This is a genomic window from Pseudomonas sp. sp1636 (assembly GCF_030376615.1).
Lineage (GTDB): Bacteria > Pseudomonadota > Gammaproteobacteria > Pseudomonadales > Pseudomonadaceae > Aquipseudomonas.
The window spans coordinates 18,144-43,501 of the sequence record NZ_JARRAB010000005.1 but is presented as its reverse complement, the minus strand read 5'-3'; the positions used below and the strand labels follow the sequence as shown (position 1 = coordinate 43,501).

Here is a 25,358-nt window from a genome sequence, read left to right as displayed (position 1 = left end):
ACACTTTCGGTCAACGCAATCGAGGAGTGCAGCCATGAACGGTGCCGAACAACGCCCGCAGGTCGAGCGGGTGGAAATCAACCAACTGGCCTGCTGGCGCGTGCGCACCGCCAACGCCGAACTGCTGGTGGCCCAGCAGGGCGCGCAGATCCTCAGCTACCAGCGCGATGGCGAACGGCCGTTGATCTGGCTGAGCGAACAGGCCGAATTCAAGCAAGGCCAGAGTGTGCGCGGCGGCGTGCCGCTGTGCTGGCCCTGGTTCGGCGACCTGCGGCGCAACCCGCAAGCGGTGCAGGCGCTGTACCGGGGCGGCAGCCTGGTGCCGGCTCACGGCCTGGTGCGCGGTCTCGACTGGCAACTGCTGGGCATCGACTGCCAGGATCACAGCGTGATTCTCGACTTCGTCTTCAACAGCCTCGAACAACCGCAGACGGAGTGGCCACACGCCGCCGAACTGCAGCTGCGCATCCGCCTTGACGATCAGCTCCACCTCGAACTCAGCAATCGCAACCTGGGCGATACCCCCCTGACCATCAGCCAGGCGCTGCACAGCTACTTCGCCGTCGGCGATATTCGCCAGGCACGTGTCGAGGGACTCAGGGGCTGTCGCTACATCGACACCCTGGACAACTGGCTGGAACGGCAACAGAGCGACACCCTGAGCTTTCACGGCGAAACCGACCGCATCTACCTGGACACCCCGGCGCAGCTGAGCATCGTCGATCCCGTCTGGCAACGGCGCATCCACCTGCACAGCAGCGGTTCAGGTTCGGCGGTGCTGTGGAACCCCTGGATCGACAAGGCCCGGCGCCTCTCGCAATGCGCCGAAGACGCCTGGCAAGGCATGCTCTGTGTCGAGCACGCCAACGTGCTGAATGATCTGCTGGTACTGGCTCCGGGTGCACAGCATCGGCTCAGCCTGAGCCTGTGGGCGCAGCCCATAACGGACTGACCGGCCCACAATGCCCCCAGCCTTGCGAGCCAGACCAGGCTCGCAAGCAGAATGCCGGGCGCCACATAATTCGCGCGTAAAAAACCAAGTCGAACTTCACATAAAAAGCTTTCTGCACATCAACTTATGTGACGCGCCACTAGTTTGCCAGTAAGTAATTGCTTACAACCATGGATTCAGAGCTCTACCGCCCCCAATCCATTTACCAAGTTGTTTATCAGTTCACATAGTTAATCGGAACTATAGTCCCATTAATTAATCCGCCAATATCCAGTGCTGCAACCTGCTTCACACTTTCAGCGGTTGCCCAGCCTGCCCCATGGGACTAGGATGCCCACCTCACAAGGGATATGCGCAACTTCTTGCACATCCAAGTGCGCAACTTCTTGCGCACTTGGATCGTATGCAAGCGACCGACCAACAGATGGGTCGATGATCGTAAAGTTGCACGCAGACATAAGTCGAATCATGGAATGACCTATTCAAATAAGCTCACTGCCCATTATTTAGAGCTGGCCAAACTACCTATTAACGAAGGGGACTTTGCCGGCAGCGACGTGCGCTATTCCAGTGAATACGAAGTGCTGGAAAACGAGCTGGGCAAGGCCACCGCCCTGCATGAAACCGCGGCCATCGATTGGCAAAAAATCCGCGAAAACAGCGAGATCCTGCTCAGCGCCCACTCCAAGGATCTGCGCGTCGCCGCCTGGCTGATCTGGGGCCTGTATCAGCGCGAATCCTTCGCCGGCCTGCAAGCCGGTTTCAGCCTGCTGCACTACCTGTGCCTCAATCACTGGAACGATCTGCACCCGCGCAAGCCACGTACCCGTGCCGCCGCCATCAACTGGTTGATCCCACGGCTGGAGCAGGCACTGGCCGAGCATGTGCCAATCGGCGAGCAACTGGCGCTATTCCGCAACCTGGCCGAACAACTGCGCACCCTCGAAGCCTGCCTGGCCGAACACCTCGGCGAAGATGCGCCGCTGCTGCTGCCGCTGTGCCGGCGTTTGGACGAACTGGTTAGCCGCGCCAGCCAGGGCCATCCGGAGCCGGGCAGCGTCGGCGCGGCGCTGGCCCAGGTCAAGCAGGTCGCCAGCCAGATGCTCACGCCCGGCGCAGCAGTGGACAGCGAAAAAGACGCACACAAGAGCCTGCGCAGCCTGCAAGACCATGCCCGGCCGCTGTGCGCCTACTGGCTGAAACAGAAAGCCAGCGACCTGCGCGCCCTGCGTCTGGCCCGCACCTTATTGTGGCTACCGATCGACAGCCTGCCAGAACGCAACGCCGAGCAGATCACCGCCCTGCGCGGCCTACCTGCGGACAAGCTGGCCAGCTATCAGGAGCGTTACCAACAAGACCAGTACGCCGACCTGCTGGTCGATCTGGAAGCCAGTATCGCCCGCGCGCCCTTCTGGCTCGACGGCCAGCACCTGGTCTGGCAGTGCCTGGAAGGGCTCAATGCCGAGCAGGCGATGCGCGAAGTGGAAATCCAGCTGGCGCTGTTTCTGCAGCGCATGAACGGTCTGGCAGAACTGCGCTTTCATGACGGCAGCGCCTTTGCCGATGCCCAGACCCGCGCCTGGATCAGCTCCCACGTCATGCCGCACCTGCAGCTAGCGGTGGCCGAAAGTGCCCCGACGGCCAATGAAGGCGGTAGCCAACCGGCATGGGAAGTCGCCCTGCAGGAAACCCTGCCGAAGCTGCGTAAGGACGGCCTGAAAGCGGCCGTGCAACAACTTAAAAAGGGTTTGGCCAAGGCCTGCGGCGGCCGCGAACGCTTTTTCTGGCAGCTGACCCTGGCCCGCCTGTGCTTCAGCGCCAAGAAATACGAGCTGGCCAAAACCCAACTCGAATCGCTAGACCAGACGCTGCAGGCTTCCGGCCTCGGCGCCTGGGAACCCGATCTCGCCCTGGACGTACTGCGCATGTTGCACAGCTGTTGCGAGCTGTTGCCGCAGAACCATGCGGTGCGCGAAAGCAAGGAAGAGATCTATCGCAGGCTGTGCCACCTCGATCTCGAAGTGGTGCTTGAGTAGGGCGCATAAGCGCCCCCTAGGCCCCCGGGCCGTAAACGCAAAGGAGAACACCCATGGCCAAAGAAGGCTCGGTAGCCCCCAAGGAACGCATCAACGTCACCTTCAAACCTGCCACCGGCGGTGCTCAGGAAGAAATCGAACTGCCCCTGAAATTGATGGTGCTCGGCGATTTCACCCAGCGCACCGACGAGCGCAAGATCGAAGACCGCAAACCGATCAGCATCGACAAGAACAGCTTCGACGAAGTGCTGGCCAAGCAGGAACTCAACCTGACCTTCGGCGTGCCTAACCGCCTGCAAGACGAAGCCACCGATGAAGAGCTGGCGGTGCAACTGCACATCAACTCGATGAAGGACTTCAACCCGGCCAGCCTGGTCGAGCAAGTGCCCGAGCTGAAGAAACTGATGGAACTGCGCGACGCCCTGATGGCGCTGAAAGGCCCACTGGGCAATGCCCCGGCCTTCCGCAAGGCCATCGAAAGCGTACTCGCCGACGACGACTCGCGTGACCGCGTGCTCGGCGAACTCGGCCTGGCCGCCAAAGCCACTCTGGACTCCTGATCCCAATTAACAAGGACGCTGATTAATGAGCACTAGCGCAGCAGTAGAGAGCGGCCACAGCGCCGCCGAACTCGGCATTCTCGACCGCATCATCGCCGAGACCAAACTGACTCCGGACGACGAAGCCTATGACATCGCCAAGCGAGGCGTGTCGGCCTTTATCGAAGAATTGCTGAAACCGCAAAACGAAAACGAGCCGGTGAAAAAGGCCATGGTCGACCGCATGATCGCGGAGATCGACGCCAAGCTCAGCCGGCAGATGGACGAGATCCTGCACAATGCCGAATTCCAGGCCCTGGAATCCTCCTGGCGTGGCCTCAAGTTGCTGGTGGATCGCACCAACTTCCGCGAGAACATCAAGCTGGAGATCATCAACGCCTCCAAGCAGGATCTGCTCGACGACTTCGAAGACAGCCCGGAAATCACCCAATCCGGCCTGTACAAGCACATCTACACCGCCGAGTACGGCCAGTTCGGTGGCCAGCCGGTCGGCGCCCTGATCGCCAACTACTTCTTCGACCCGAGCGCGCCGGACATCAAGACCCTGCAATACGTGGCCAGTGTCGCCACCATGTCCCACGCGCCGTTCATCGCCGCCGCCGGGCCGAAGTTCTTCGGCCTGGAAAGCTTCACCGGCCTGCCGGATCTGAAAGACCTGAAAGACCACTTCGAAGGCCCGCAGTTCGCCAAGTGGCAGAGCTTCCGCGAACAGGAAGATGCCCGTTACGTCGGCCTCACCGTACCGCGCTTCCTCCTGCGTAACCCCTACGATCCGGAAGACAACCCGGTGAAGAGCTTCGTCTACAAAGAGAACGTCGCCAACAGCCACGAACACTACCTGTGGGGCAACACCGCCTACACCTTCGCCAGTCGTCTGACCGACAGCTTCGCCAAGTTCCGCTGGTGCCCGAACATCATCGGCCCGCAGAGCGGCGGCGCGGTAGAAGACCTGCCGCTGCACCACTTCGAGAGCATGGGCGAGATCGAAACCAAGATCCCCACCGAAGTGCTGGTCTCCGACCGTCGTGAATACGAATTGGCCGAAGAAGGCTTCATCGCCCTGACCATGCGCAAGGGCAGCGACAACGCCGCGTTCTTCTCCGCCAACTCGGCGCAGAAGCCGAAGTTCTTCGGCACCAGCGCCGAGGGCAAGACCGCCGAGCTGAACTACAAGCTCGGCACCCAGCTGCCCTACCTGTTCATCGTCAACCGCCTGGCGCACTACCTGAAAGTGCTGCAGCGCGAGCAAATCGGTGCCTGGAAAGAACGCACCGACCTCGAACTGGAACTCAACAAGTGGATCCGCCAGTTCGTCGCCGACCAGGAAAACCCCAGCGCCGAAGTGCGTGGCCGTCGTCCGCTGCGCGCCGCCCAGGTGATCGTCAGCGACGTCGAAGGCGAGCCTGGCTGGTACCGCGTCAGCCTCAACGTGCGTCCGCACTTCAAGTACATGGGTGCCGATTTCACCCTGTCCCTGGTTGGCAAGCTGGACAAGGAATGAGGCTCTGCCCATGAACAAAACACACCGGCGTTGCCGCCCAGAACCGCGCCAGGCAAGGCGCGAGACCTGCGGTTTGGTTGTTCCAAATAAGGGTCGATTAACGCAGCCTGGCGCGTTTCTGGGCGCAACCCTTCGGGACGCGTCCGTTTTCGCGCATTGCGGCGTCATGACGAACTCGTGGGCAAGCAGCACACCACGTTCGTCCTTCCTGGCACTGCGCGAAAACGGCCAGCGTCGCCAGCGTGTTTTGTTCGTGGGCAGAACCTGACTTATGGCCGGGTACGGAAGCCTGTTCGAACGCCTCGGCGGTGAAGCCAGCCAACGTGCTGGCTGGAGCCGCGAGGTCGCTGCCATGGCGTCGGTCGCGACCCACCTGGCCAAAATGCTCAGCACCCGGGCGGGCAGCGTGCAAACGCTGCCCGACTACGGGTTGCCCGATCTCAACGATATGCGCCTGTCGCTGCACGATTCACTGCAGCAGGCGCGTATCGCCATCGAACGCTTTATCGAAGCGTACGAACCGCGTTTGCGCGAGGTGCGGGTGATTTCCCTGCCCCGCCACCACGATCCACTCAGCCTGCGCTTCGCCATCGAAGGCCTGCTGGACATCGAAGGGTGCAAACGCCAAGTGAGTTTCTCCGCGAGCCTGGACGGCAGCGGACAGGTCAAGGTCAATTAAGGAGAGCCCCATGTCCGGTAAACCCGCCGCCCGCCTCAGCGATCCCACCGCCTGCCCGATCCCCGGCCACGGCACCAACCCGATCGCCGCCGGCTCGCCCGATGTGCTGTTCGATAGCCTGCCCGCCGCGCGCATGGGCGATGCCTCCGCCTGCGGCGGCGCCCTGGCCAGCGCGGTAATTCCCACCGTGCTGATCAACGGCAAGCCGGCGACCACCATTGGCACAGTGGGCAGCCATGGCAACGTGGTTGTGGCGGGTTCGGGGACGGTGATTATCGGCACGAGCGGAGGGGGAGCGGTATTCACAGCGCCCTTGCCACTGCTTACGAAGGGATTCGATATCTGTATTCAGTTGCTTGACCAGGCAAGCGGTGCACCGATGAAAAACATGGCCTACACCGCAACCCTGGAGGACGGCAGCGAAGTGCACGGCACGACTGACACAAATGGTTTAACTCGCCTCTTAGGCAAGAAAGATGTGCCACAAGCCGTTGCCCTGTCCGTAAAGCCAGGCTGGGTATTGCGAGGGGAATGATATGACTGAAGCGGCCATTCCACTCGGTACTGTAAAAACGACCTCCACTCAGGATCAAAGCCCTGCCCAGCTATATCTGGCCGGACAGGAGGACTTTGTCATCCCTATGGTTTTCCCTGACTACCTGATTCATATCGATGGCTACGAAGCCGAGATTTTTGGCCGAAAAATTACTATCCCGGCACAGAAAGCCCCTTATCTGGGCCACGCAGGGGTCTTGGTTGTTAACGGTAAAACTGGGCTTACCAAATATTACGAATACGGCCGATATGGGCCAAATGGGAAAACCCGCTCGGGGTTGATTCCTGATGTCACTCTAAAAGGCGGAATGATCACCGAGTCATCGTTAAAGAAAACTCTGCGCGCAGTCTCCAATAAGCATGGGCAGTCAGGGAGAGTCGCTGGTGTCGTATTACGAGGCCAAGTGTTCGATCAGGCACTGGCTTGGCTCAAAGCCAAAGAGGCCGAGAACTCCGACCCGAAACGCCAAGCATATGATCTCGGCGATCACAACTGTATGACTTTTGTCGCTGATTTGGTTGATCACATTGAGCTGGACAGCCCCTTTCGCCCACCAGTCGTGATTCCTAGCGCTTATATGAAGCAGTTTCAACTCAGCAACACCGATCTGGAGTACGACTACGCCAGCGATACCTTGGAGATATCGGATTGAAATTTCTGAAATGGGCATCTCTGGCGGTCGCAGCACTATTGCTTACTTTGGTATTGGTCGCAGTGCTTTTTTTCCAAATGGAGCCAATAGCCTCAACACCACAGCCACTACGCGATCACCCCAATGCCCAATGGAGCGGTGGTGTGGATGGCGGGGCATTCTTTGAAATCACGGATGCCGATCCACCACGTTACTTTCTCGAAATTCGCTACGAGAACGGCACTCTTTGGGCTCAAGGCTGGGTAACCGGGCAAGATCAGAGGCTGGCCAGCAGTGAGTTTCTTGGTTACTACGGCGGGGATACCGTCGAACTAAAGAGTGGCAAGCAGCTTCGACTGGAGAACCAGGATGGCACGCCAATTGACATGGATTAACACAAGGTCAGAAATCAAGAAAATGCCAAGCATAGACATTTCCGCTTACCTAGCGGCTGAGAATTAATGCTCATGGGTAAAACCATATTCAGTGGCCTGATTCTGTCGGCAACATTAAAAGCGATGACACTTCTCATCAGCCTGTCACTGAGCGCCTGCGTGATCTACCCGCACACGGTGCCGGTCAATCCGTCTATCGAGGGCAATCTGGTGTCAGTCGAAAGCGGGCTGCCGGTAAGCGGTGCCGAGCTGAAGTTGAATATTGGCAGCGATATGTCACGGATCTATAAAACCAGCAGCGATACACAAGGGCGTTTTGCTTTTGACGCTCACTCAGACTTTCGCTTGATTACCTTACTGACGGATGCTCCTGCATGCAGCACCGTGCTGACCATAGCCGCTCCGGGATTCAAAACCCGTTACTGCGTATGGATGGATCAGCACTGGTGTTCCGCAGCAGCGCTGCCAGCCTTAGAAAACCTCGCACTGATTCCAGAACACACGCCCAACAATTACACGTATTTCCCCGCAAAATCCGCCTGGCTTTGCGACGACCCAGCCATAGGGATGAACAGCTGATGTCCGTCAACCAGTACATCCGTCAGCTATTCGGCATTTGGTGTCGAAACAAGAGTGCTCTCACTCAGCACGATTTGGCGCAACTCTTTTCGCAGGCAACAACACGAGCCCATATGGGCTCGAGCAATGCCTACCCCAGTGCTCACGATTTGAGTCAGGAAGGTATCCATGCCTATTGCATCAATGCGCTGCTGAGAACGGGAGACGATCAGAAGGTACTCGCCGCGCTGGCAGCACAAGGCTTTACAGGCCTGCAGTTTGAGTCCGACGGCTGGCAAGTACGGCACAACGAGCAAGGCGACACGCTCACCTGTCTTTCCTGCGCTGAGTTCGGCGGACTCAACCTGACGCTGATAACCAATAGTATTGCGCTGCTCAGGGCGTTGCAGGCTTCCAGCCTGCAACCTCCGACACCCAGCGAAAGCTTTCCAAATTGCGACCCCGGCACATTCGGCAGCTTGCAGGGCAGCATGGACTACTGGTGGAGCTACCGCTGGCTGCCCTTCTGGAACAACTTGACCGAACAAGAGCAGACGAATTACCTGGCTCGCCACGCAGTGAGCGAAGGCTGGCGGGAGTTCATCGCGCTCCATGCTCCACGCCGCTGAACCACACAAAACCATCAGGGAACGATCAGTGTCTTTTAACCACTACTACCAGAGCGAACTCACTGCCCTGCGCCAACTGGGCAAGCGTTTTGCCGAGCGCAGTCCGGCCTTGGCGCCGTTTCTCGGGCAGAGCGGGCGCGACCCGGATGTCGAGCGGCTGCTGGAGGGCTTTGCCTTTCTCACCGGGCGCCTGCGGCAGAAGCTCGACGACGAGCTGCCGGAGCTGACCCATTCGCTGATGCACCTGCTGTGGCCGAACTATATGCGGCCGCTGCCGGCGTTCAGCATGCTGCAGTTCGACCCGCTCAAGCGTCCCGGCCCGGCCTTGCCGGTGCCGCGCCATACGCCGGTGGAGTCCAAGCCGATCCAGGGCGTGACCTGCCGTTTCCGCACCGCCTTCGCCACCGAAGTGCTGCCGCTGGCGCTGAATAGCCTGGATTACTCGGTCAAGGGCGACGGCGCCCTGCTCAGCCTGCGTCTGGCGATGAGCGCCGATGGTCACCTCGGTGACCTCGACCTCAAGCAGCTGCGCCTGCACCTGGCCGGCGAGCGCTATATCAGCCAGCTGCTCTACCTGAGCCTGCTGCGGCACTTGGGCGGCATTCAGCTGGTGCTGATGGATGGTGCCGGCAAGCCGCTGGTAGATGCTTTCGATCAGCCGGTCGCGGCCTTGCAGTTGCCCAGCAGCACTGTGCAGCCGGTGGGTTTCGGCGAAGACGAAGCCTTGATTCCCTATCCGCTGAACACCTTCCGCGGCTACCGCTACCTGCAGGAATACTTCGCCTTCCAGGAAAAATTCCTGTTCGTCGACCTCAAGGGCCTGGATGCGCTCAAGCGTCTGCCGCCAGAGCTGCTCAAACAAGCGCGCGGCCTCGAGCTGCGCTTCGATATCCACAAGGCCGGGGTGCAGCGCATTCGCCCGACCCTGGACAACGTGCGCCTGTACTGCACGCCGGTGGTCAACCTGTTCGCCCACGACGCCATCCCGATCCGCCTGGACGGCAAGCAGGATCAGTACCTGCTGCTGCCGGCCGAGTTCGATTCGCAGCACTGCGGGGTGTTCTCGGTGGATCGCGTCACCGGCTGGAAGCCCGGCGGCAAGGGCTATGAAGAGTACGTGCCGTTCGAATCCTTCGAGCACGACGCCAGCTTCGACGTGCCCCATGCCCGTCCGCATTACAGCGTACGGCAGCAACCGTCGATGCTCGGCGATGGCCTGGAGACCTACCTGAGCTTCGGCCTGCGCAACCTCGATCAGCACGAGACGCTGTCGATCGAGCTGACCTGCACCAACCAGAACTTGCCGCGCCAGCTGGGCCTGGGCGATATCTGCCTGCCCAGCGAAGACACCCCGGAGTTCCTCAGCTTCCGCAATATCAGCGCGGTGACGCCCAGCTATGCGCCGCCGCTGCACCGCGACTTCCTGTGGAAGCTGATCAGCAACATGTCGCTGAACTACCTATCGCTGGCCAACGTCGAGGCGCTCAAGGTCATTCTCGAGACCTACGACCTGCCGCGCTATTACGACCAGCACGCGGAGAAGGTCAGCAAACGCCTGCTCGATGGCCTGAAGAGCATCAGCCACCAGCACGTCGACCGCCTGCACCGCGGCCTGCCGGTGCGCGGTGTGCGCACCCAGTTGACGATGAACCCCGAGGGCTATGTCGGCGAGGGAGATCTGTTTCTGTTCGCCACTGTACTCAATGAATTTTTCGCCCTGTACGCCAGCTTGAACTCGTACCACGAGCTGCACGTACAGAGCACCCAGGGAGAGGTGTACCAATGGACGCCGCGCATGGGGCAACAGCCCCTGCTATGAGACCCTGCGCAAAGGCATGCGAGCTAGAGCCAGGCAAGGCGAAGACGGGCGAAGAAGCGCAGTTTACGAGGTGTAAATGAGCATTCTGAGCCCGACTTCAACGCCGCCTGGCCGAAGCGCAGCTGACTTTGAGCCGGGTCTAACCCGGCTCAGCCGGGGCATCCGCGAATACAGCCTGTTTCAGGGTGTGCAGCTGGTGCTGGAACGCCTGCACGCGACTCACCCGCATCTGGATGAGGAAGCGCTGCTGCAACGCCTGGAGCTGCAGGCCAATCCGAGCCTGGGGTTTCCCGGTAGCGATATCGATCGCGTGCAGTTCTTCGAGGAACACGGCGAGCTGCGCGCACGCCTGCGCATCAACCTGGTCAGCCTGTGCGGTGCCGGCTCTCCCCTGCCCGCCTTTTACGGCGAACAGGCCCTGGGCGACAGTGTCGACGGCAACCCGACGCGCGACTTCCTCGACCTGTTCAATAACCGCCTGCAACGTCTGCTGCTGCCGATCTGGCAGAAGTACCGCTACCACGCGCGCTTCCAGAGCGGCGCGCTGGATCCCTTCTCCGAGCAGCTGTTCGCCCTGATCGGCCTGGGCGGCGCGCAGATCCGCGCCGCCTCGGAGCTGAACTGGAAACGCCTGCTGCCCTACCTCGGCCTGCTCAGCCTGCGCGCCCACTCAGCGGCGCTGATCGAGTCGGTGTTGCGTTATTACTTCAAGCACGCCGCGCTGCATATTGAGCAATGCCTGGAGCGCCAGGTGGAGATTCTCGGCGAGCAACGCAACCGCCTCGGCCTGGCCAACAGCCAACTGGGCGAGAGCCTGGTGCTTGGCGAGTTCGTGCGCGATCGCGGCGGCAAGTTCCGCATCCATGTGCGCCAGCTCGATTGGGAGCGTTTCCATGAATTCCTGCCCATCGGCAACGGCTACCAGCCGCTGTGCGCGCTGGTGCGCTTCACCCTGCGCGACCCGCTGGACTACGACATCCGCCTGGAACTGCGCCAGGACGAAATCCGCGAACTGCGCCTCGGCGCGGACAATCCCTGCCTGTTGGGCTGGACCACCTGGCTGGGGCGCGATAACGCCGACGGCGTGGTCACCCTCGGCAGCCAGACTCATTAAGGAATGATGAAAATGATCAACGTCGACTTACAGCAACTGGTACAAGCCCTCGACGCCGCCACCAAGCGCGACCTGGAAAACGCCGCCGAGCACTGCGTGGTACGTGGCGGCAGCAAGATCCTGGTCGAGGATCTGCTGCTCGGCCTGCTCGAGCGTCCCGATGGCTTGCTGACTCGCGCCCTGCAGGATGCCGAAGTGGACGCCGGCGAGCTGACCCGCGCCCTGCAACCGCGCGGCGAGCACAACGAGTCGCGCAACCCGGTGTTCTCCACCGAGTTGGTGCAATGGCTGCAGGACGCCCTGCTGGTGGCCAACCTGGAACTCGGCCAGAACCAGGTCGACCAGGCCGCGCTGATCCTCGCCCTGCTGCGCAACCCGCTGCGTTATGCCGGCAGCCATTACCAGGCGCTGCTGGCCAAGCTCAACCCCGAGCGCCTGCGCGATTTCGCTATGGCCCAGCAGCCGCAAGAAGCCGCCGGCAGAGCCGCGGCGGGTGGCGAATCCAACCTCAAGCGCTTTACCCACAACTTCACCCAGCAGGCCCGCGACGGCAAGCTCGACCCGGTGCTGTGCCGCGATGCGGCGATCCGCCAGATGATCGACATCCTCGCCCGCCGACGCAAAAGCAACCCGATCGTGGTCGGCGAGGCCGGCGTCGGCAAGACCGCCATCGTCGAAGGCCTGGCCCTGCGCATCGCCGCCGGCGAAGTGCCGGACGCGCTCAAGGGCGTCGAGCTGCTGTGCCTGGATCTCGGCCTGCTGCAAGCCGGCGCCAGCGTCAAGGGCGAGTTCGAACGGCGCTTGCAGGGGGTGATCGACGAAGTCAAAGGCTCGCCCAAGCCGATCATCCTGTTTATCGACGAGGCCCATACCCTGATCGGCGCTGGTGGCCAGGCCGGCGGCGGCGATGCCGCCAACCTGCTCAAGCCGGCCCTGGCCCGTGGCGAGCTGCGCACCATCGCCGCCACCACCTGGAGCGAATACAAGAAGTACTTCGAGAAAGACCCGGCCCTGGCCCGGCGCTTCCAGCCGGTACAGCTGCACGAACCGACGGTCTTTGATGCGGTGACCATCCTGCGCGGCCTGGCCCCGGTGTATGAGAAGAGCCATGGCATCTACCTGCGTGACGACGCGGTGGTCGCCGCCGCCGAGCTGTCGGCGCGCTACCTGGCCGGCCGCCAGCTGCCGGACAAAGCGGTGGACGTGCTGGATACCGCCTGTGCCCGCGTGCGCATCAGCCTGGCTGCGGCGCCGCAAGCCCTGGAGCGCCTGCGTGGTGAAATCGCCGAAGGCGAACGGCAGGGCGAGGCCATGGGCCGTGACCTCGATGCCGGTTTGCCGATCGATACCGGCGCGCTGCAACAGCTTGAGACTCGCCTGGGCGCAGCCCGCGCCGAACTGGAACAGATCGAAACCCGTTGGATCGTGCAACGCGAGCTGGCCGAACGCCTGCTCGAACTGCGCAAACAGTGCGCCCGCGTGCGCGCAACGACTGCCGAAGAGAACCCGGAGCAAGCGGCCGAGCTGGAACGACTGGAGGCCGAACTGCGCGAAGTTCAGCTCGAGTTGAGCGCCGCCCAGACCCATGAGCGTCTGGTCAGCTTCGAAGTCTGCCCGCGCCTGGTCGCCGAAGTGATCAGCCACTGGACCGGCGTACCCCTCAGCCAACTGGCTCGCGAGCACAACAGCAAGGTCTTGACCTTCGCCAGCGATCTCGGCCTGCGCGTGCGCGGCCAGGAGCAGGCCATCATCGCCCTGGATCGCTCGATGCGCGCCAGCGCCGCGGGCTTGAATCGTGCCGATGCGCCGGTCGGAGTGTTCCTCCTGGTCGGCCCCAGCGGCGTCGGCAAGACCGAAACGGCCCTGGCCCTGGCCGACCTGCTGTATGGCGGCGAGCGCTTCCTCACCACCATCAACATGTCCGAATTCCAGGAGAAGCACAGCGTCTCGCGGCTGATCGGCGCGCCACCCGGCTATGTCGGTTACGGTGAAGGCGGCATGCTCACCGAAGCGGTGCGGCAGAAGCCCTACTCGGTGATCCTGCTGGATGAAGTGGAAAAAGCCGACCCGGACGTGATGAACGTCTTCTATCAGATCTTCGACAAGGGTGTGGCCAATGACGGCGAAGGCCGCGAGATTAACTTCCGCAACTGCCTGATCCTGATGACCAGCAACCTCGCCAGCGAGCGTATCGTCAGCCTCTGCCAGAACGGCCAACGACCGGATGCGGACGACCTGGAGCGGGCGATACGTCCGACCCTCAGCCAGCACTTCAAGCCGGCACTGCTCGGGCGCATGCGTGTGGTGCCCTACTACCCAGTCAATGGTGCGGTGCTCAATGAGCTGGTCGGTCTCAAGCTGGCGCGTTTTGGCGAGCGCCTGGCCCGCCGTCAGTTGCAGTTCAGCCACTGCCCGGCCCTGCTGGAGCACCTGGCCGAACGCTGCAGCCACAGCGACAGCGGCGCACGCCTGATCGATCACCTGATCGACCAACATCTGCAACCGCTGGTGGTCGACCGTCTGCTCGACGCCATGGCCAGCGGCGCAAACCTGCAGCGCGTACACGCCACCCTCGACGGCGAAGGGACGGTGGTCTGTGAGTTCGCTTAAGGTGCCGCCGATGTTCCACCAGGTGCCGCAACCGCTGTGCTATGCCGAAGCCCTGCTGCAGCACTTCGCCAGCCTGGCGCGGGCGGCCAATAGCGACGTCCTGCTCGGCGGCCTGGTCGAAGCATGCACGCAGCTGTCCGGCTGTGCGCTGAGCCAGCTGTACCTGCTCGACGACACCCACACCCGCCTGACGCTTAGCGCCGAATGGCAGGACGGCCTGCTGCAATCCCGTGCCGAGGCCAGCCTGCCCAGCGACTACGACGGCGAGCAGCTGCTGCAATATTGCCTGTGCCAGAACCAGGTGCTCTGCCTCGATGAGCTGGACAGCAGCCTGCAGCAGATCGGCTTTCTGCCGGATGCCGCGCAGGCCTGGCGCAGCCTGCTGTGCCTGCCGCTGCTCGACGAACAGAAGTGCGTCAATGGCCTGTTACTGATCGCCAGCCGGGAGTCCAGCAACCTGCACGGTTTCGCCGGCTCCCTGGGCCATCTCGGCAGCTTCGTGATCGCCCAATTGCACATGCTGCAACGCCTGCGCGCATCCCCCCCGGAGCACGCACCAATCCCTGTTGCCCCGCCCTGCACCAGTGGCTATGGCCTGCTCGGTGATAGCGCGCCAATGCGCGAGCTGTATCAGATGATCGGCAAGGTGCTGCACAACCCGGTCAGCGTGCTGCTGATCGGCGAAACCGGCACCGGCAAGGAGTTGGTGGCCCGCGCCATTCACGATTGCGGTTTCCGCCGCAGCCGGCCCTTCGTCGTGCAGAACTGCGCCTCGTTGCCGGAGAACCTGCTGGAAAGCGAGCTGTTCGGCTATCGCAAAGGCGCCTTTACCGGCGCCGACCGCGACCATCAGGGTCTGTTCGATGCGGCTCACGGCGGCACCCTGTTGCTCGACGAAATCGGCGACATGCCCCTGGCCCTGCAAGCCAAGCTGCTGCGCGTCTTGCAGGAAGGCGAAGTCCGCCCGCTGGGCTGCAGCAAAACCCACAAGGTCGACGTGCGCATCGTCGCCGCGACCCATTGCGACCTGCACGCACAGGTCGAGGCGGGACGCTTTCGCGAAGATCTGTTCTATCGCCTGGCGCAATTCCCCATCGAGCTGCCCGCCCTGCGCCAACGCGACCAGGACATCCTGACCCTGGCGCGCAGTTTCGCCGAGAAGGCCAGCGCCTTCCTGCAACGCGATCCTTGCCGCTGGGCCGACAGCACCCTGGAGCACCTGGCCAGTTACGCCTTCCCCGGCAACGTGCGCGAGCTCAAAGGCCTGGTCGAGCGCGCGGTACTGCTCTGTGAAGGCGGCGAACTGCTGCCCGAACATTTCAACCTGCGCCAAGACAGCAACACAGACGCTCACGGCATGCACCTGCGTGAACGCATGGAGCGGGTCGAACGCAGCCTGCTGCTCGACTGCCTGCGCAAGAACCACGGCAACCAGACCAGCGCCGCCGGCGAACTGGGTCTGCCGCGCCGCACCCTGCTGTACCGCATGCAGCGGCTGAATATCAGCCCGGCTGACGTCTAAGGCTTAAGGAGAAGAGCATGTTCAAGGTAGCCAACCAGGCCCATTTCAGCCCAGCAAGTGCGGCGCTTGCCCAGCAGCGACTTGGCCACGTAGGAGTCTGCGCGTGAAACCCACTCCAGCGAATGCAACCGCTCTCGGCGACCACTTTTACCTGTTTCAGAAGTCGCCCGGGCAACCCAGCAAGAAACTGATCATCACCAGTCACGGCGCTTATGTACCGGGCATGCACCTACCCGTTCCGGCCAACGCCTCGCTGGTGTTCTACGGCCCGGACGGCAAGACCCTGACCGACCCAGGGTTGGGCAACGTCATGCGCGGCGAAGTCCAGCCCTACGAACGCAAGACGCCCGGCAGCCAAACCCGCAACTACCTGCTGTCTAAATACAGCGACGACCAGTACAGCTCGATCGCCTACGGGGCGAAGCGGGAAAGGGTCGATGTGCTAACCGTGCGTAACCGCAAGACCCCGACCCTGCTGCTGGCCAACAGCAAGATCGCCTTGAGCGATGTTTTCAGTGAGCTGTCCAAACACGGCCTGCAATATGACGAAATCCACTGCGTGTTTTGCCGCAACTTCCTCCTGCACCCCACGCCCGAAACTCATGTGGCTCCAACCCTGGCGCCTCAACAGCCCGCTCAGACATTAGCCCCGAGCGCCAGTAAAAGCGCCGTATCAGCCACTGCAGTCGCCACCGCATTGATAGGTAACGCTGCCAGCATCGGCACCAGCCTTACGCCAAGCCGTTTCAACCTCAACGTCAATGCCATCAGCCACGACCTGCAGGTGCTCGAATTCAGCGGCCGCGAAGCGCTCAGCCAGCCATTCGCATTCGAGCTGGAGCTGATCAGCGAACGCCCGGATCTCGACCTGGAAAGCCTGCTGCACCAGCCCGCGTTCCTCGCCTTCACCCCAGAAGGGGGGGGTATTCATGGCCTGATCTACCGCATCGCCCAGGGTGACTCCGGCCAGCGCCTGGCCCGTTATCACCTCAGTCTGCGCCCGCAGCTGGCCTACCTGGCCCATCGCAGCAACCAGCGCATCTTCCAGCACCTGACGGTGGCGCAAATCATCGGTCAGGTGCTCGAAGAGCACGGCATCCAGAGCGATGCTTACGCCTTCCAGTTCGGCCCGACGGTTTATCCCGAACGCGACTATTGCGTGCAGTACGACGAATCCGACCTGCACTTCATTCAGCGCCTGTGCGAGGAAGAAGGTATCCACTACCACTTCCAGCACAGCCCAAACGGGCATGTGCTGGTGTTCGGCGATGACCAGTCCGTGTTCCCCAAGCTGGCCCCCACTGCCTATCAGCAAGACAGCGGCCTGGTCGCCGACGAGCCAGTGGTCAAGCGCTTCGCCCTGCGCCTGGAAACCCGCAGCAGCCGGGTGACCCGCCGCGATTACGACTTCGAGAAGCCGCGCCTGCTGATGGAAGCCGCCTTCACCAGCGAGTTCAGCCCGGATCTGGAGGACTACGACTACCCCGGTCGCTTCGTCGAACGCGAGCGCGGCAAGCACCTGAGCAAACGCAACCTGGAGCGCCACCGCAGCGACTACGAGCTGGCCACAGGTGAAAGCGACCAGCCGTTGCTGGTCAGCGGCCATTTCCTCAACCTCAGCGCCCACCCGCGTGAGGAGTGGAACCAACTCTGGCTGCTGACGGAAATCAGCCATGAAGGCAAACAGCCGCAAGTGCTGGAGGAGTCCGTCACCAGCCACACCCAGACCAGCGACGGCTTCCAGCAGGGCTACCGCAACCGCTTCAACGCGACGCCCTGGGATGTGCTGCATCGCCCGCCGCTCAACCACCCGAAACCCAAGGTACTCGGCAGCCAGACCGCCGTGGTCACCGGCCCGCAAGGCGAAGAAATCCACTGCGACGAATACGGCCGGGTCAAGGTGCAGTTCCACTGGGATCGCGAAGGCCAGGGCAACGACAAAACCAGCTGCTGGCTGCGCGTCGCCTCCAGCTGGGCCGGCGACCGCTACGGCGCCATCGCCATTCCGCGGGTGGGCATGGAAGTGCTGGTGACCTTCCTCGAAGGCGACCCCGATCAGCCGCTGGTCACCGGCTGCCTGTACCACGCCGAACACCTGGTGCCCTATCCACTGCCGGCGAACAAGACCCGCTCGGTCTTCAAAACCCTGAGCAGCCCAGGCGGTGGCGGTTACAACGAACTGCGCATCGAGGACAAGAAAGGCGAGGAACAGATCTACCTGCACGCCGAGCGCGATTGGGACGAAAACATCGAGCACGACCAGAAAATCCGCGTCGGCCACCAGCGCCACGACACGGTCGAGGCCAACAGCTACAGCCAATTTCTGGCCGAAGAACACCGCACCACCCACGCCGAGCGCAAGGTGGAAGCCCGCAGTGACGACCACCTCACGGTCGGACAGAAGCAGCATGTGAAAGTCGGCATCGGCCAGTTCGTCGAAGCCGGCAGCGAGATCCACTACTACGCCGGCAGCAAGGTGGTGATAGACGCCGGCATGGAACTCACCGCCAGTGGCGGCGGCAGCTTCCTCAAACTCGACCCCGGCGGCGTCACCCTCAGCGGCGCCAATATCAAAATGAACTCCGGCGGCAGCCCAGGCAAAGGCACGGGCATCAAGATCAAACTGCCAGTCATCCCCAACGCGGCAGATCAGGACAAAGCAGGTGCCAAGCCGCAACTGGCCCTGGCCAATAGCCAATTGCTGATGGCGCGCAAGGCCCGGCAATTGGGCGCCAGCCGCTGCCCGATCTGCGAAGCCTGCCGTGAAGGCGTCTGCGAAACCGGAGCCCGCGCATGATCGAAATCGCTCAAAGCTGGCTCGCCGACCAGCTTGCCCAACAACGCGAACTGGTACTGGTTATCGACCGCCTCGCAAAACCGGATCCGATCAAAGCCCTGTTCAGCGCAGACCTGATGCAGGACTACGTCAACCTGTACCAAGGCACCGAGTTCGCCGACCTGGCGGATGTCGGCCCTTGGTTAGTTCGCCTGACAGACACGGACGCAACCTTCTTGCATAGCCTGCTGGAGGCACCGCAGCAGAACTGGGGTTGGCTGGCCAGCGCCGAACATATCGACCTTGCCGCACTCGCCGAGCACTGGCGCGCACGAATGCTGATCGACGAAGAAGGTCAGCGCTCGCTCTATCGTTTTCAGGATCCAAGAGTTATCGCCCGCAGTCTCGCCCACTTGGCAGCACACGAGATACCGCAACTGCTCGGCCCGTTGAACTCCGTCCTGTGCTGGGAAAGCAATGCATGGCACAGCCATGAAAATCCACAACCGGGCCCTTCACCTTTCAGCCAGCCGGCTCCTTGGCTGTATTCAGAACCTGCATCCATAGCACGTGAAATTCGTCTGGATAACCTGGAACAGTGGCTATGGGAAAACCAACCGGAGGCCACCAGCACGCTTGCCAAACAGCATGAAATTCGTGCCTGGCTGGACGATCGCCTCAAGCTGGCTGAACGCTGGGGTTGGACGACGGCGGAACAGCTATTTCTGCTGCTGAACCAAAAGCGCGGCGCACTGGAATTACATCCCGCGTGGGAGCCTCAACCCAACGAATCCCCCGACACTCATTTTGTGCGTTGTCACTCGACCTTCAGCGCCCTGATCAGCATGGAGACCCAGGCATGAAGCATTATTTTTTGCTGCCCGCCCTAGCGCTTCTGACCGCCTGCTCCTGGGTCGGCAACGCCGCCAAGGAAGGGGTGATCTCCGCTGCTGGCTATCCCAGCCGTGCGAACTTCACCCTTAGCGGCAGTGTGCCGGCCGATTACGCCTTCAAGTACACCGCCTATTACCAGCCGGAACAGCCCATGGCCTGCACCGTCTACAGCCCCGGCATGGGCGGGCAGGTACCGCGCAAGCATATCGAGCAGCAAGAGACCGAGACCAAGGCCGCGCCGCAGGACTTCAGCTACCGCATTCCACTGGCCTACCACGAAGGCGGTTGCGAGATGAAGCTGGTCAATGTGGACTTGCTGGCTTTCGCCACTTACGGCAGTAGGGATAGCGAATTTGGGCGCGACGGCGGATCACTGGGTGTTTACGACACCCTGCCCGAATCCGTACCACGCTTCCCTGCCAGCGGAACCCTGGAACTGCAAGGCAAATGCATGTGGTTGTTTCGTGTGATAGGCAAATCAAACCGTTTGAGAAAAATTCTCACCTGCCACAAAGCCGATGGGCAATGGCAGGTGCCGCAGGACTACGACCAACGCAGCGGTGTGGGTGCCTCGGTAAGACGGGACGAGCTGAATGGCAAGATGGTGCGGGTGGAGTTTCAGCGCTCCATAGAAGAAGAGCCTTATATGAACAATCGCTGGATCAAGACCACGGCGGGCTGGAAGTCTTGCCAAGGTAAAGACAATTCGTCCCGCTGCCAGCAACCACCCATTTTCAAAACTTTCCAAATGAATGGCCGTGAATGCACGGTTTATCCGAACTGTACGGAGTGACACTCATGGACGAGACATTTACCCAGGCCTTTTCATCGGAGGTTCAACAGTGCCCTTTGCGCACCCATTGGGTGAGCTTTCGCCTGGTAGACGAGTTCGGCAATGGCGCGCCTTATGCCGGCCTGCCATATCAGCTGGTCGACAAACAGGGCGAAAAATACACCGGGCTACTTGATGGCGATGGATATGCTCTGATCGAAAATATTTATTGCGGCCCAGCTTTAGTTGCTTTGCCAGAGCGATATGAGGGTGGGGATCAATGGTACGAAGATCTCATCGACCGAAAAAACTACGCCCTCCCTATCACCGCGCTGCAAGTCGCGGCCGAACAAACCCTACGCCGGCCAGCCGATCAGCCCAGCCCAAGCCCGACTCGCGCCGCACGTGAGAAAGGCGAGTTCTATCGGGTGGAGGTGCGCGACCTGGTGGAAGTCGGCAGTCACCTACCACCAGCCTCCACGATTCTCTCGCCACGTCCTTCAACAGTACTGGCAGCCAGCACTGGTCGAGCTCAGGAAACGACGGCATTCGGTGTCGCCCTGGCGCCCAACAAGCACCATGTACTGGAGGTCAAGGCGCTGCGCGCCTGGCGGCCACTGTTATCGCTGACGCCAGAATTCTCCGCACTGGACGCTTACCAACTGGCTCTTCTCACCAACCTCGCCTACGCCGACTTCGGCCAGGTATTTAAAGCAGGACAGCCACTGCCGCCGAAGTATCCGGTACCCGGCACAGTAGGCCATGTGCTCAATGCCCGACTTGGCAATATCCAAACCGGCAAGCTGAACGAAGAGCCCAACCAGTTCGGCGCGGCCAAGGACTTCCATCCAATCCTGGAAGACGTCCCCTATTCCAAACGTCTGGAAGTGGTGCCTTACGACCCCCAGCGCTACACCAAGGAAGAGGAGCGCAAACAGCCGTGGGAGCGGCATAGCCTTAATGACCTGGATACCAATACCCAGGCCTATATCAGCCACGACGATCGCATGATCCTGATCGGCATACGCGGCACCCAGGAAAACCCTCCGGATCTGTGGCGGGATATTGATGCTGCGCAAGTCCCTTATAAGGAAGGAGTGGGCCAGGCTCACCAAGGTTTCTATAAGGCCTTTCTTGCCGTCAAAAAATTCGTCACGCCTTATCTGGACAACTTCTATACAGGACAGAAAATCGTTGTCTGCGGCCATAGTTTGGGCGGCGCCATTGCACTGTTATTGGCTGAATGGATACGCCGAGAATTTGAGTATGACGTTCTGCTCTACACCTATGGCGCGCCCCGCGCTGGCGACAAGGCTTTCGTGGAAGGCGCAACAGCACTGGCTCACCACCGCCTGGTCAACCATAACGATCCTATCCCCAGCGTGCCGGCAACCTGGATGGATACGGACAAGCGCCTGATGCTGACGGGCGCAGCTGCACTAATCACTGGCACCACGGGTATCGGTGGCGCGGCCTTTCTGGCAGGCGTAGCCAACTTCAAAGGCGATGCCTACCAGCACCACGGCACCCAACACCACTTCCTGCCGCTGGCGATTGGCAAGGGCGAAGAAACTTCCGTGTTATGGCAACCCGACTGCCAAGGCATAGAAGATGCCGCCTGCGCCTACTACGCGAACAAAGTGGGTGCAGCCGACATGCCAGACCGTGCGGCGTTCATTACCCAGCTTTGGTCCATAAGCCTGCACTTCATGGCCACCGGTTATGTCCCGGCATGCCATGCCACGCTGCTGCGCTGGAAAGCATCCAGCGAGACGCCCCCTGGCACCTATCTCACCGCACGTGAACGGCAGTGGCTGCAGCAAGAGATCGACAGTTATCGCAGAAATCTAGAAGCCTGGGAGCAGCAAGCCTGGCGTCGTTACGACGTGGCTCATCGCCATGAGAGTGGATCGGTTGCGTCACGCCGAGAGGACTTCGAGCGCTCTATCGGCCGCGCCAGCGAGGAAAGGCAGCGCCTGCCCAGAACCCTGCGCCGAATCGAAACGCTGGCGCAGCAGCGCATCAGCAAAACCCAACTTTACGGCGCGCAGGCCGAGAATCCGCAGCTCGAAAGCCTCGTTGCCCGCTGGCAAGAACACGAGAGAAACAAGCCATCCAAGACTCCTATGCACGCCCGTCTCCCCGTATCCAATCAGCCCCAATACGCATAACAGTAAAAAGGTGACCTCGTGAAGATTCATTACCCCGCCGCCCTGCTCGCCCTGGCCTTGGCCCTCACCGGCTGCACCGGCAATTACAAGTTCAGCGACGATCAATACCGCCCCCTGGGCGAACCGCAAGCAGCGCAACGCGGCAACTGACCGCAAGGAGTTAACCACCATGGAACTGGTCTTCGATGTGGTCAGTGCACAGCAGTTCGTGCCAGGTCTATTGACCACCAAAACCTTCAAGCAAGCCGGCGGCATCATTGGCCGGGCGGAGGAATGCGACTGGGTGATCCCCGATCGCAAGCGCGTGCTGTCCGGGCGGCATGCCGAGGTGAGCTATCGCGATGGCGCCTTCTTTCTAACCGACACCAGCAGCAACGGCATCCAGTTGAAAGACAGCGGTGCCAGCCTGCGCAAGGGCGAGGCGCAGCGTATCGAGCATGGCAGCGTGTATTGCTTCGGCGAGTTCGAGATTCGCGCGCGACTGATTCAGGATCCGGCGCTGTTCGCTGGTGAGATCGGCCGCTCGCAGCCGGCCGGCAGCATCATCCCGGACGATGCCTTTCTCGACCTGGATCCGCTCACCGCCCTGGAACAGCAGGAGCGGGTGTACGCCGAGGTCGATGACCTGACCGCGATCCTGCGACCGCACAACGTGCAGGCGCAGCAGCGCGATTACGCACAGATCGACGAGGAAAACCTGCAGGTGCCCGAGTTGGTGATGCCGACGCCGGCACCGCAGCCCAAGCGCGCGCCGGAGCCGGTGCGGCTGCCGCCGAGCTTCTGGGACAAGTTCGGTGAGGCCCTCGGGGTCAAGCTCGACGACCTCGACGACGATGACCGCGAAGCCCTGGCGCTGCAGGCAGCAAAACTGCTGAAGCAGAGCATCGGCAGCCTGCAACAGAGCCTGCGCACCCGCAGCGAACTAAAAAACGAACTGCGCCTGGCGCTGACCACGGTGCAGAGCGCCGGCAACAACCCGCTCAAGCACACCGCCGACAGTAGCGAAGCCCTGAGCGCCTTACTACGCGGCGGCAAAGCCGGCCAACTGAGCGCCGCGCAGACCATCAGCCACAGCTTCCGCGACCTGCAAGCCCATCAAGTGGCCATGCTCGCCGCCAGCCGCGCGGCGGTCAAAGGCATGTTCGAGCAACTGTCGCCGGAACAATTGAGCCTGCGTTTCGAGCGCGAAGGGCGCAAGCCGCTGATCGCCACCGCCGGCGGCCGCTGGCGCGCCTATCGCCGTCTGCACACGCAGCTTACGCAGAACGACGACTGGAGCGAGCGCCTGTTCGCCCGCGATTTCGCCCACACCTATGAAGAACAGGTTCGCCTGATCGCCACCCTCAACAACGACGCTCAAGGATGATCCCCATGCATCGCTTTCTGCCCCTGGCCCTGCTGGCCACATTACTGGCCCTCGGCGGCTGCTCGGCATTGTCGCCGTATTCGCAGATGACCAAGCTCGATCTGACCCTGAATGGCAGCGAGCAGCTCAACCCCGACCTGAATGGCCGACCCTCGCCGATCGTGCTGCGTCTGATCGAGCTGAAGCACCCGGTGGCCTTCGAAAACGCCGACTTCTTCTCGCTCTATCAGCGCCCGAAAGAAACCCTATCGCCTGATCTGGTGACCCTCGAAGAGCTTGAGCTAAGGCCGGGCGAGCAGCGCGAGCTGAAACTCTCGGTGCAGCCGGGCAGCCGCTATGTCGGTGTGCTCGCCGCCTACCGCGATCTGCCGGAAAGCAACTGGCGCCTGGTGATTCCGCTGCAGGAAGAAGGGCGCAACGCCCGCGTGCTCAAGCTCGATGCCCAGGGCATCGGCCCACTGCTCGACGCGGACGGAGAATAAGCCATGGCCATGCATAAAGTGGTCTGGCAGGAAGGCATGCTGCTGCGCCCGCAGCACTTCCAGCAGAACGACCGTTACTACGACTACCAACTGAAGACCCGCACGCAGAAGCTCGACAGCTATGCCTGGGGCTTTTTCGAGCTGGAGATCGACCGCCAGTTCCTCAACATGGGCAAGCTGGTGGTGAGCAAGGCCAGCGGCGTGCTGCCCGACGGCAGCCTGTTCGACATCGGTGCCGAGCGCGAGCCGCTGGCCCTGGATGTGCCACCGAACACCAGCAACACCCCGGTGTACCTGGCCTTGCCGCTGGTCACCGGCAACCATATCGAGAGCCGCCGCCCGGAGCAGCAGGACGTGCTGGCGCGCTTCACCGCCTTCGACGAGGAAGTCGCCGACTCCAACGCCGGCGACAGCGCCGCCAGCCAGGTCAGCTGTGGCCGCCCGGATTTCCGCCTGCTGCTCGGCGAGCAACAGAGCGATCAGGCCTACGTCAAACTGCAACTGTGCGACGTGCTGGATACCACCCCGGACGGGGTGATCAGCATCGACCCCGAGTTCATCCCCACCTATGTCAACTTCCAGGCCTCGGGCTATTTGCTCAGCTGCCTGAAAGAAGTGATCAGCATGCTCGCTCACCGTGGCGACATCCTTGCCGAGCGGATTCGCGCTACCGGCAAGGTCGGCGGGGCGGAAGTCGGCGACTTTATGATGCTGCAGCTGATCAACCGCTTCGAACCTGTGCTGCGTCACTACCTGGGTATCGAGCAGGTACACCCGGAGCAGATCTACCGCGAACTGCTGGGCCTGCTCGGCGAATTGGCGACCTTCTCCAGCGAGATCAAACGCCCACGCCTGGAAGGCCGCTACCTGCACAGCGACCAAGGCCTGAGCTTTCGCAAACTGATGGATGCGATCCGCCAGGTGCTGTCGATGGTGCTGGAACAGCACGCTATCGAACTGCTACTGCAACAACGTCAGTACGGCATTCAGGTTTCGCCGCTGCACGACCACAAACTGCTCGGCACCTCCTCGTTCGTGCTCGCCGCCAGCGCCCAGTGCGACTCGGAAGAGCTGCGCAACCGTCTGCCCGCGCACCTCAAGGTCGGCCCGGTGGAGAGCATTCGCCAACTGGTCAACCTGCACCTGCCGGGGATCAAGGTCAAACCGCTGCCGGTGGCGCCGCGGCAGATCCCCTTCCACTCGGGCAAGACCTACTTCGCCTTGGAGCTGGGCTCCGAGGAACTGGCGCAGCTGGAACGCTCCGGCGGCTTCGCCTTCCACGTGTCCGGCGAGTTCTCCGGGCTTGAGCTGAAATTCTGGGCGATCAGGAACTGA

22 protein-coding genes and 1 pseudogene are annotated in these 25,358 nt (G+C 61.7%); all 23 read left to right on the top strand.

The features are described 5' to 3' along the window. The first annotated feature begins 34 nt into the window (after positions 1 to 34). The 23 genes and pseudogenes from P8H27_RS06585 to tssK all read left to right on the top strand — a co-directional run bounded on the left by P8H27_RS06585 (position 35) and on the right by tssK (position 25,358). Positions 35 to 952, top strand: coding sequence for a D-hexose-6-phosphate mutarotase (locus P8H27_RS06585; RefSeq protein WP_289635919.1), 918 nt, complete (start codon positions 35 to 37; stop codon positions 950 to 952). Positions 953 to 1,425: 473 nt separating this feature from the next. Further along, positions 1,426 to 2,988, top strand: coding sequence for a type VI secretion system protein TssA (tssA, locus tag P8H27_RS06580; protein ID WP_289635918.1), 1,563 nt, complete (start codon positions 1,426 to 1,428; stop codon positions 2,986 to 2,988). Positions 2,989 to 3,041: 53 nt separating this feature from the next. Continuing rightward, positions 3,042 to 3,548, top strand: a complete 507-nt coding sequence (gene tssB / locus P8H27_RS06575) for a type VI secretion system contractile sheath small subunit (RefSeq protein WP_289635917.1) — start codon at positions 3,042 to 3,044, stop codon at positions 3,546 to 3,548. A gap of 25 nt (positions 3,549 to 3,573) precedes the next feature. After that, positions 3,574 to 5,049 carry a type VI secretion system contractile sheath large subunit gene (gene tssC, locus P8H27_RS06570; RefSeq protein ID WP_289635916.1) on the top strand — a complete coding sequence of 492 codons (1,476 nt, stop codon included), beginning with the start codon at positions 3,574 to 3,576 and terminating at the stop codon, positions 5,047 to 5,049. Positions 5,050 to 5,320: 271 nt separating this feature from the next. Further along, entirely contained in the window at positions 5,321 to 5,728 is a 408-nt protein-coding gene (gene tssE / locus P8H27_RS06565; RefSeq protein ID WP_289635915.1) for a type VI secretion system baseplate subunit TssE, read from the top strand. A gap of 10 nt (positions 5,729 to 5,738) precedes the next feature. Next, positions 5,739 to 6,263: a PAAR domain-containing protein gene (locus tag P8H27_RS06560; protein ID WP_289635914.1), complete on the top strand. Its 525-nt coding sequence runs from the start codon at positions 5,739 to 5,741 to the stop codon at positions 6,261 to 6,263. 1 nt (position 6,264) lies between these two features. After that, positions 6,265 to 6,936, top strand: a complete 672-nt coding sequence (locus P8H27_RS06555) for a hypothetical protein (RefSeq protein ID WP_289635913.1) — start codon at positions 6,265 to 6,267, stop codon at positions 6,934 to 6,936. Further along, positions 6,933 to 7,310, top strand: coding sequence for a hypothetical protein (locus P8H27_RS06550; protein WP_289635912.1), 378 nt, complete (start codon positions 6,933 to 6,935; stop codon positions 7,308 to 7,310). The genes P8H27_RS06555 and P8H27_RS06550 overlap by 4 nt, the downstream gene beginning before the upstream one ends. A gap of 72 nt (positions 7,311 to 7,382) precedes the next feature. Further along, entirely contained in the window at positions 7,383 to 7,889 is a 507-nt protein-coding gene (locus P8H27_RS06545; RefSeq protein ID WP_289635911.1) for a carboxypeptidase-like regulatory domain-containing protein, read from the top strand. Further along, a complete protein-coding gene (locus tag P8H27_RS06540; RefSeq protein ID WP_289635910.1) occupies positions 7,889 to 8,497 on the top strand; it encodes a hypothetical protein in 609 nt (202 codons plus the stop codon). Before P8H27_RS06545 ends, P8H27_RS06540 begins: the two co-directional genes overlap by 1 nt. 28 nt (positions 8,498 to 8,525) lie before the next feature. After that, on the top strand, positions 8,526 to 10,316 hold the full coding sequence (gene tssF / locus P8H27_RS06535) for a type VI secretion system baseplate subunit TssF (RefSeq protein WP_289635909.1): 1,791 nt from the start codon (positions 8,526 to 8,528) through the stop codon (positions 10,314 to 10,316). 76 nt (positions 10,317 to 10,392) lie between these two features. Beyond that, the gene (gene tssG / locus P8H27_RS06530) at positions 10,393 to 11,430 is read left to right on the top strand and encodes a type VI secretion system baseplate subunit TssG (RefSeq protein ID WP_289635908.1); all 1,038 of its coding nucleotides are present in this window, start codon (positions 10,393 to 10,395) and stop codon (positions 11,428 to 11,430) included. Positions 11,431 to 11,436: 6 nt separating this feature from the next. Further along, complete coding sequence (gene tssH / locus P8H27_RS06525) at positions 11,437 to 14,040, top strand: type VI secretion system ATPase TssH (protein WP_289635907.1); 2,604 nt, start codon at positions 11,437 to 11,439, stop codon at positions 14,038 to 14,040. A gap of 10 nt (positions 14,041 to 14,050) precedes the next feature. Next, entirely contained in the window at positions 14,051 to 15,562 is a 1,512-nt protein-coding gene (locus tag P8H27_RS06520; protein ID WP_289636517.1) for a sigma-54-dependent Fis family transcriptional regulator, read from the top strand. Positions 15,563 to 15,665: 103 nt separating this feature from the next. Then, positions 15,666 to 16,124, top strand: a pseudogene (locus tag P8H27_RS20625) (putative adhesin); the annotation flags it as partial. A 156-nt stretch (positions 16,125 to 16,280) separates the two neighbouring features. Continuing rightward, positions 16,281 to 18,359, top strand: a complete 2,079-nt coding sequence (locus tag P8H27_RS06515; RefSeq protein ID WP_289636515.1) for a type VI secretion system tip protein VgrG — start codon at positions 16,281 to 16,283, stop codon at positions 18,357 to 18,359. Then, entirely contained in the window at positions 18,356 to 19,201 is an 846-nt protein-coding gene (locus P8H27_RS06510; protein WP_289635906.1) for a DUF4123 domain-containing protein, read from the top strand. Before P8H27_RS06515 ends, P8H27_RS06510 begins: the two co-directional genes overlap by 4 nt. Further along, positions 19,198 to 20,025 (top strand): hypothetical protein, encoded by an 828-nt coding sequence (locus P8H27_RS06505; RefSeq protein WP_289635905.1) that lies wholly within the window; start codon positions 19,198 to 19,200, stop codon positions 20,023 to 20,025. Before P8H27_RS06510 ends, P8H27_RS06505 begins: the two co-directional genes overlap by 4 nt. Positions 20,026 to 20,030: 5 nt before the next feature. Next, a complete protein-coding gene (locus P8H27_RS06500) occupies positions 20,031 to 22,175 on the top strand; it encodes a lipase family protein (protein ID WP_289635904.1) in 2,145 nt (714 codons plus the stop codon). Positions 22,176 to 22,193: 18 nt separating this feature from the next. Further along, entirely contained in the window at positions 22,194 to 22,325 is a 132-nt protein-coding gene (locus P8H27_RS06495; RefSeq protein ID WP_374761337.1) for a type VI secretion protein, read from the top strand. A 19-nt stretch (positions 22,326 to 22,344) separates the two neighbouring features. Beyond that, on the top strand, positions 22,345 to 23,541 hold the full coding sequence (gene tagH, locus P8H27_RS06490; RefSeq protein ID WP_289635903.1) for a type VI secretion system-associated FHA domain protein TagH: 1,197 nt from the start codon (positions 22,345 to 22,347) through the stop codon (positions 23,539 to 23,541). Positions 23,542 to 23,546: 5 nt separating this feature from the next. Further along, positions 23,547 to 24,023, top strand: a complete 477-nt coding sequence (gene tssJ, locus P8H27_RS06485) for a type VI secretion system lipoprotein TssJ (protein ID WP_289635902.1) — start codon at positions 23,547 to 23,549, stop codon at positions 24,021 to 24,023. A 3-nt stretch (positions 24,024 to 24,026) separates the two neighbouring features. Further along, positions 24,027 to 25,358 (top strand): type VI secretion system baseplate subunit TssK, encoded by a 1,332-nt coding sequence (tssK, locus tag P8H27_RS06480; protein ID WP_289635901.1) that lies wholly within the window; start codon positions 24,027 to 24,029, stop codon positions 25,356 to 25,358.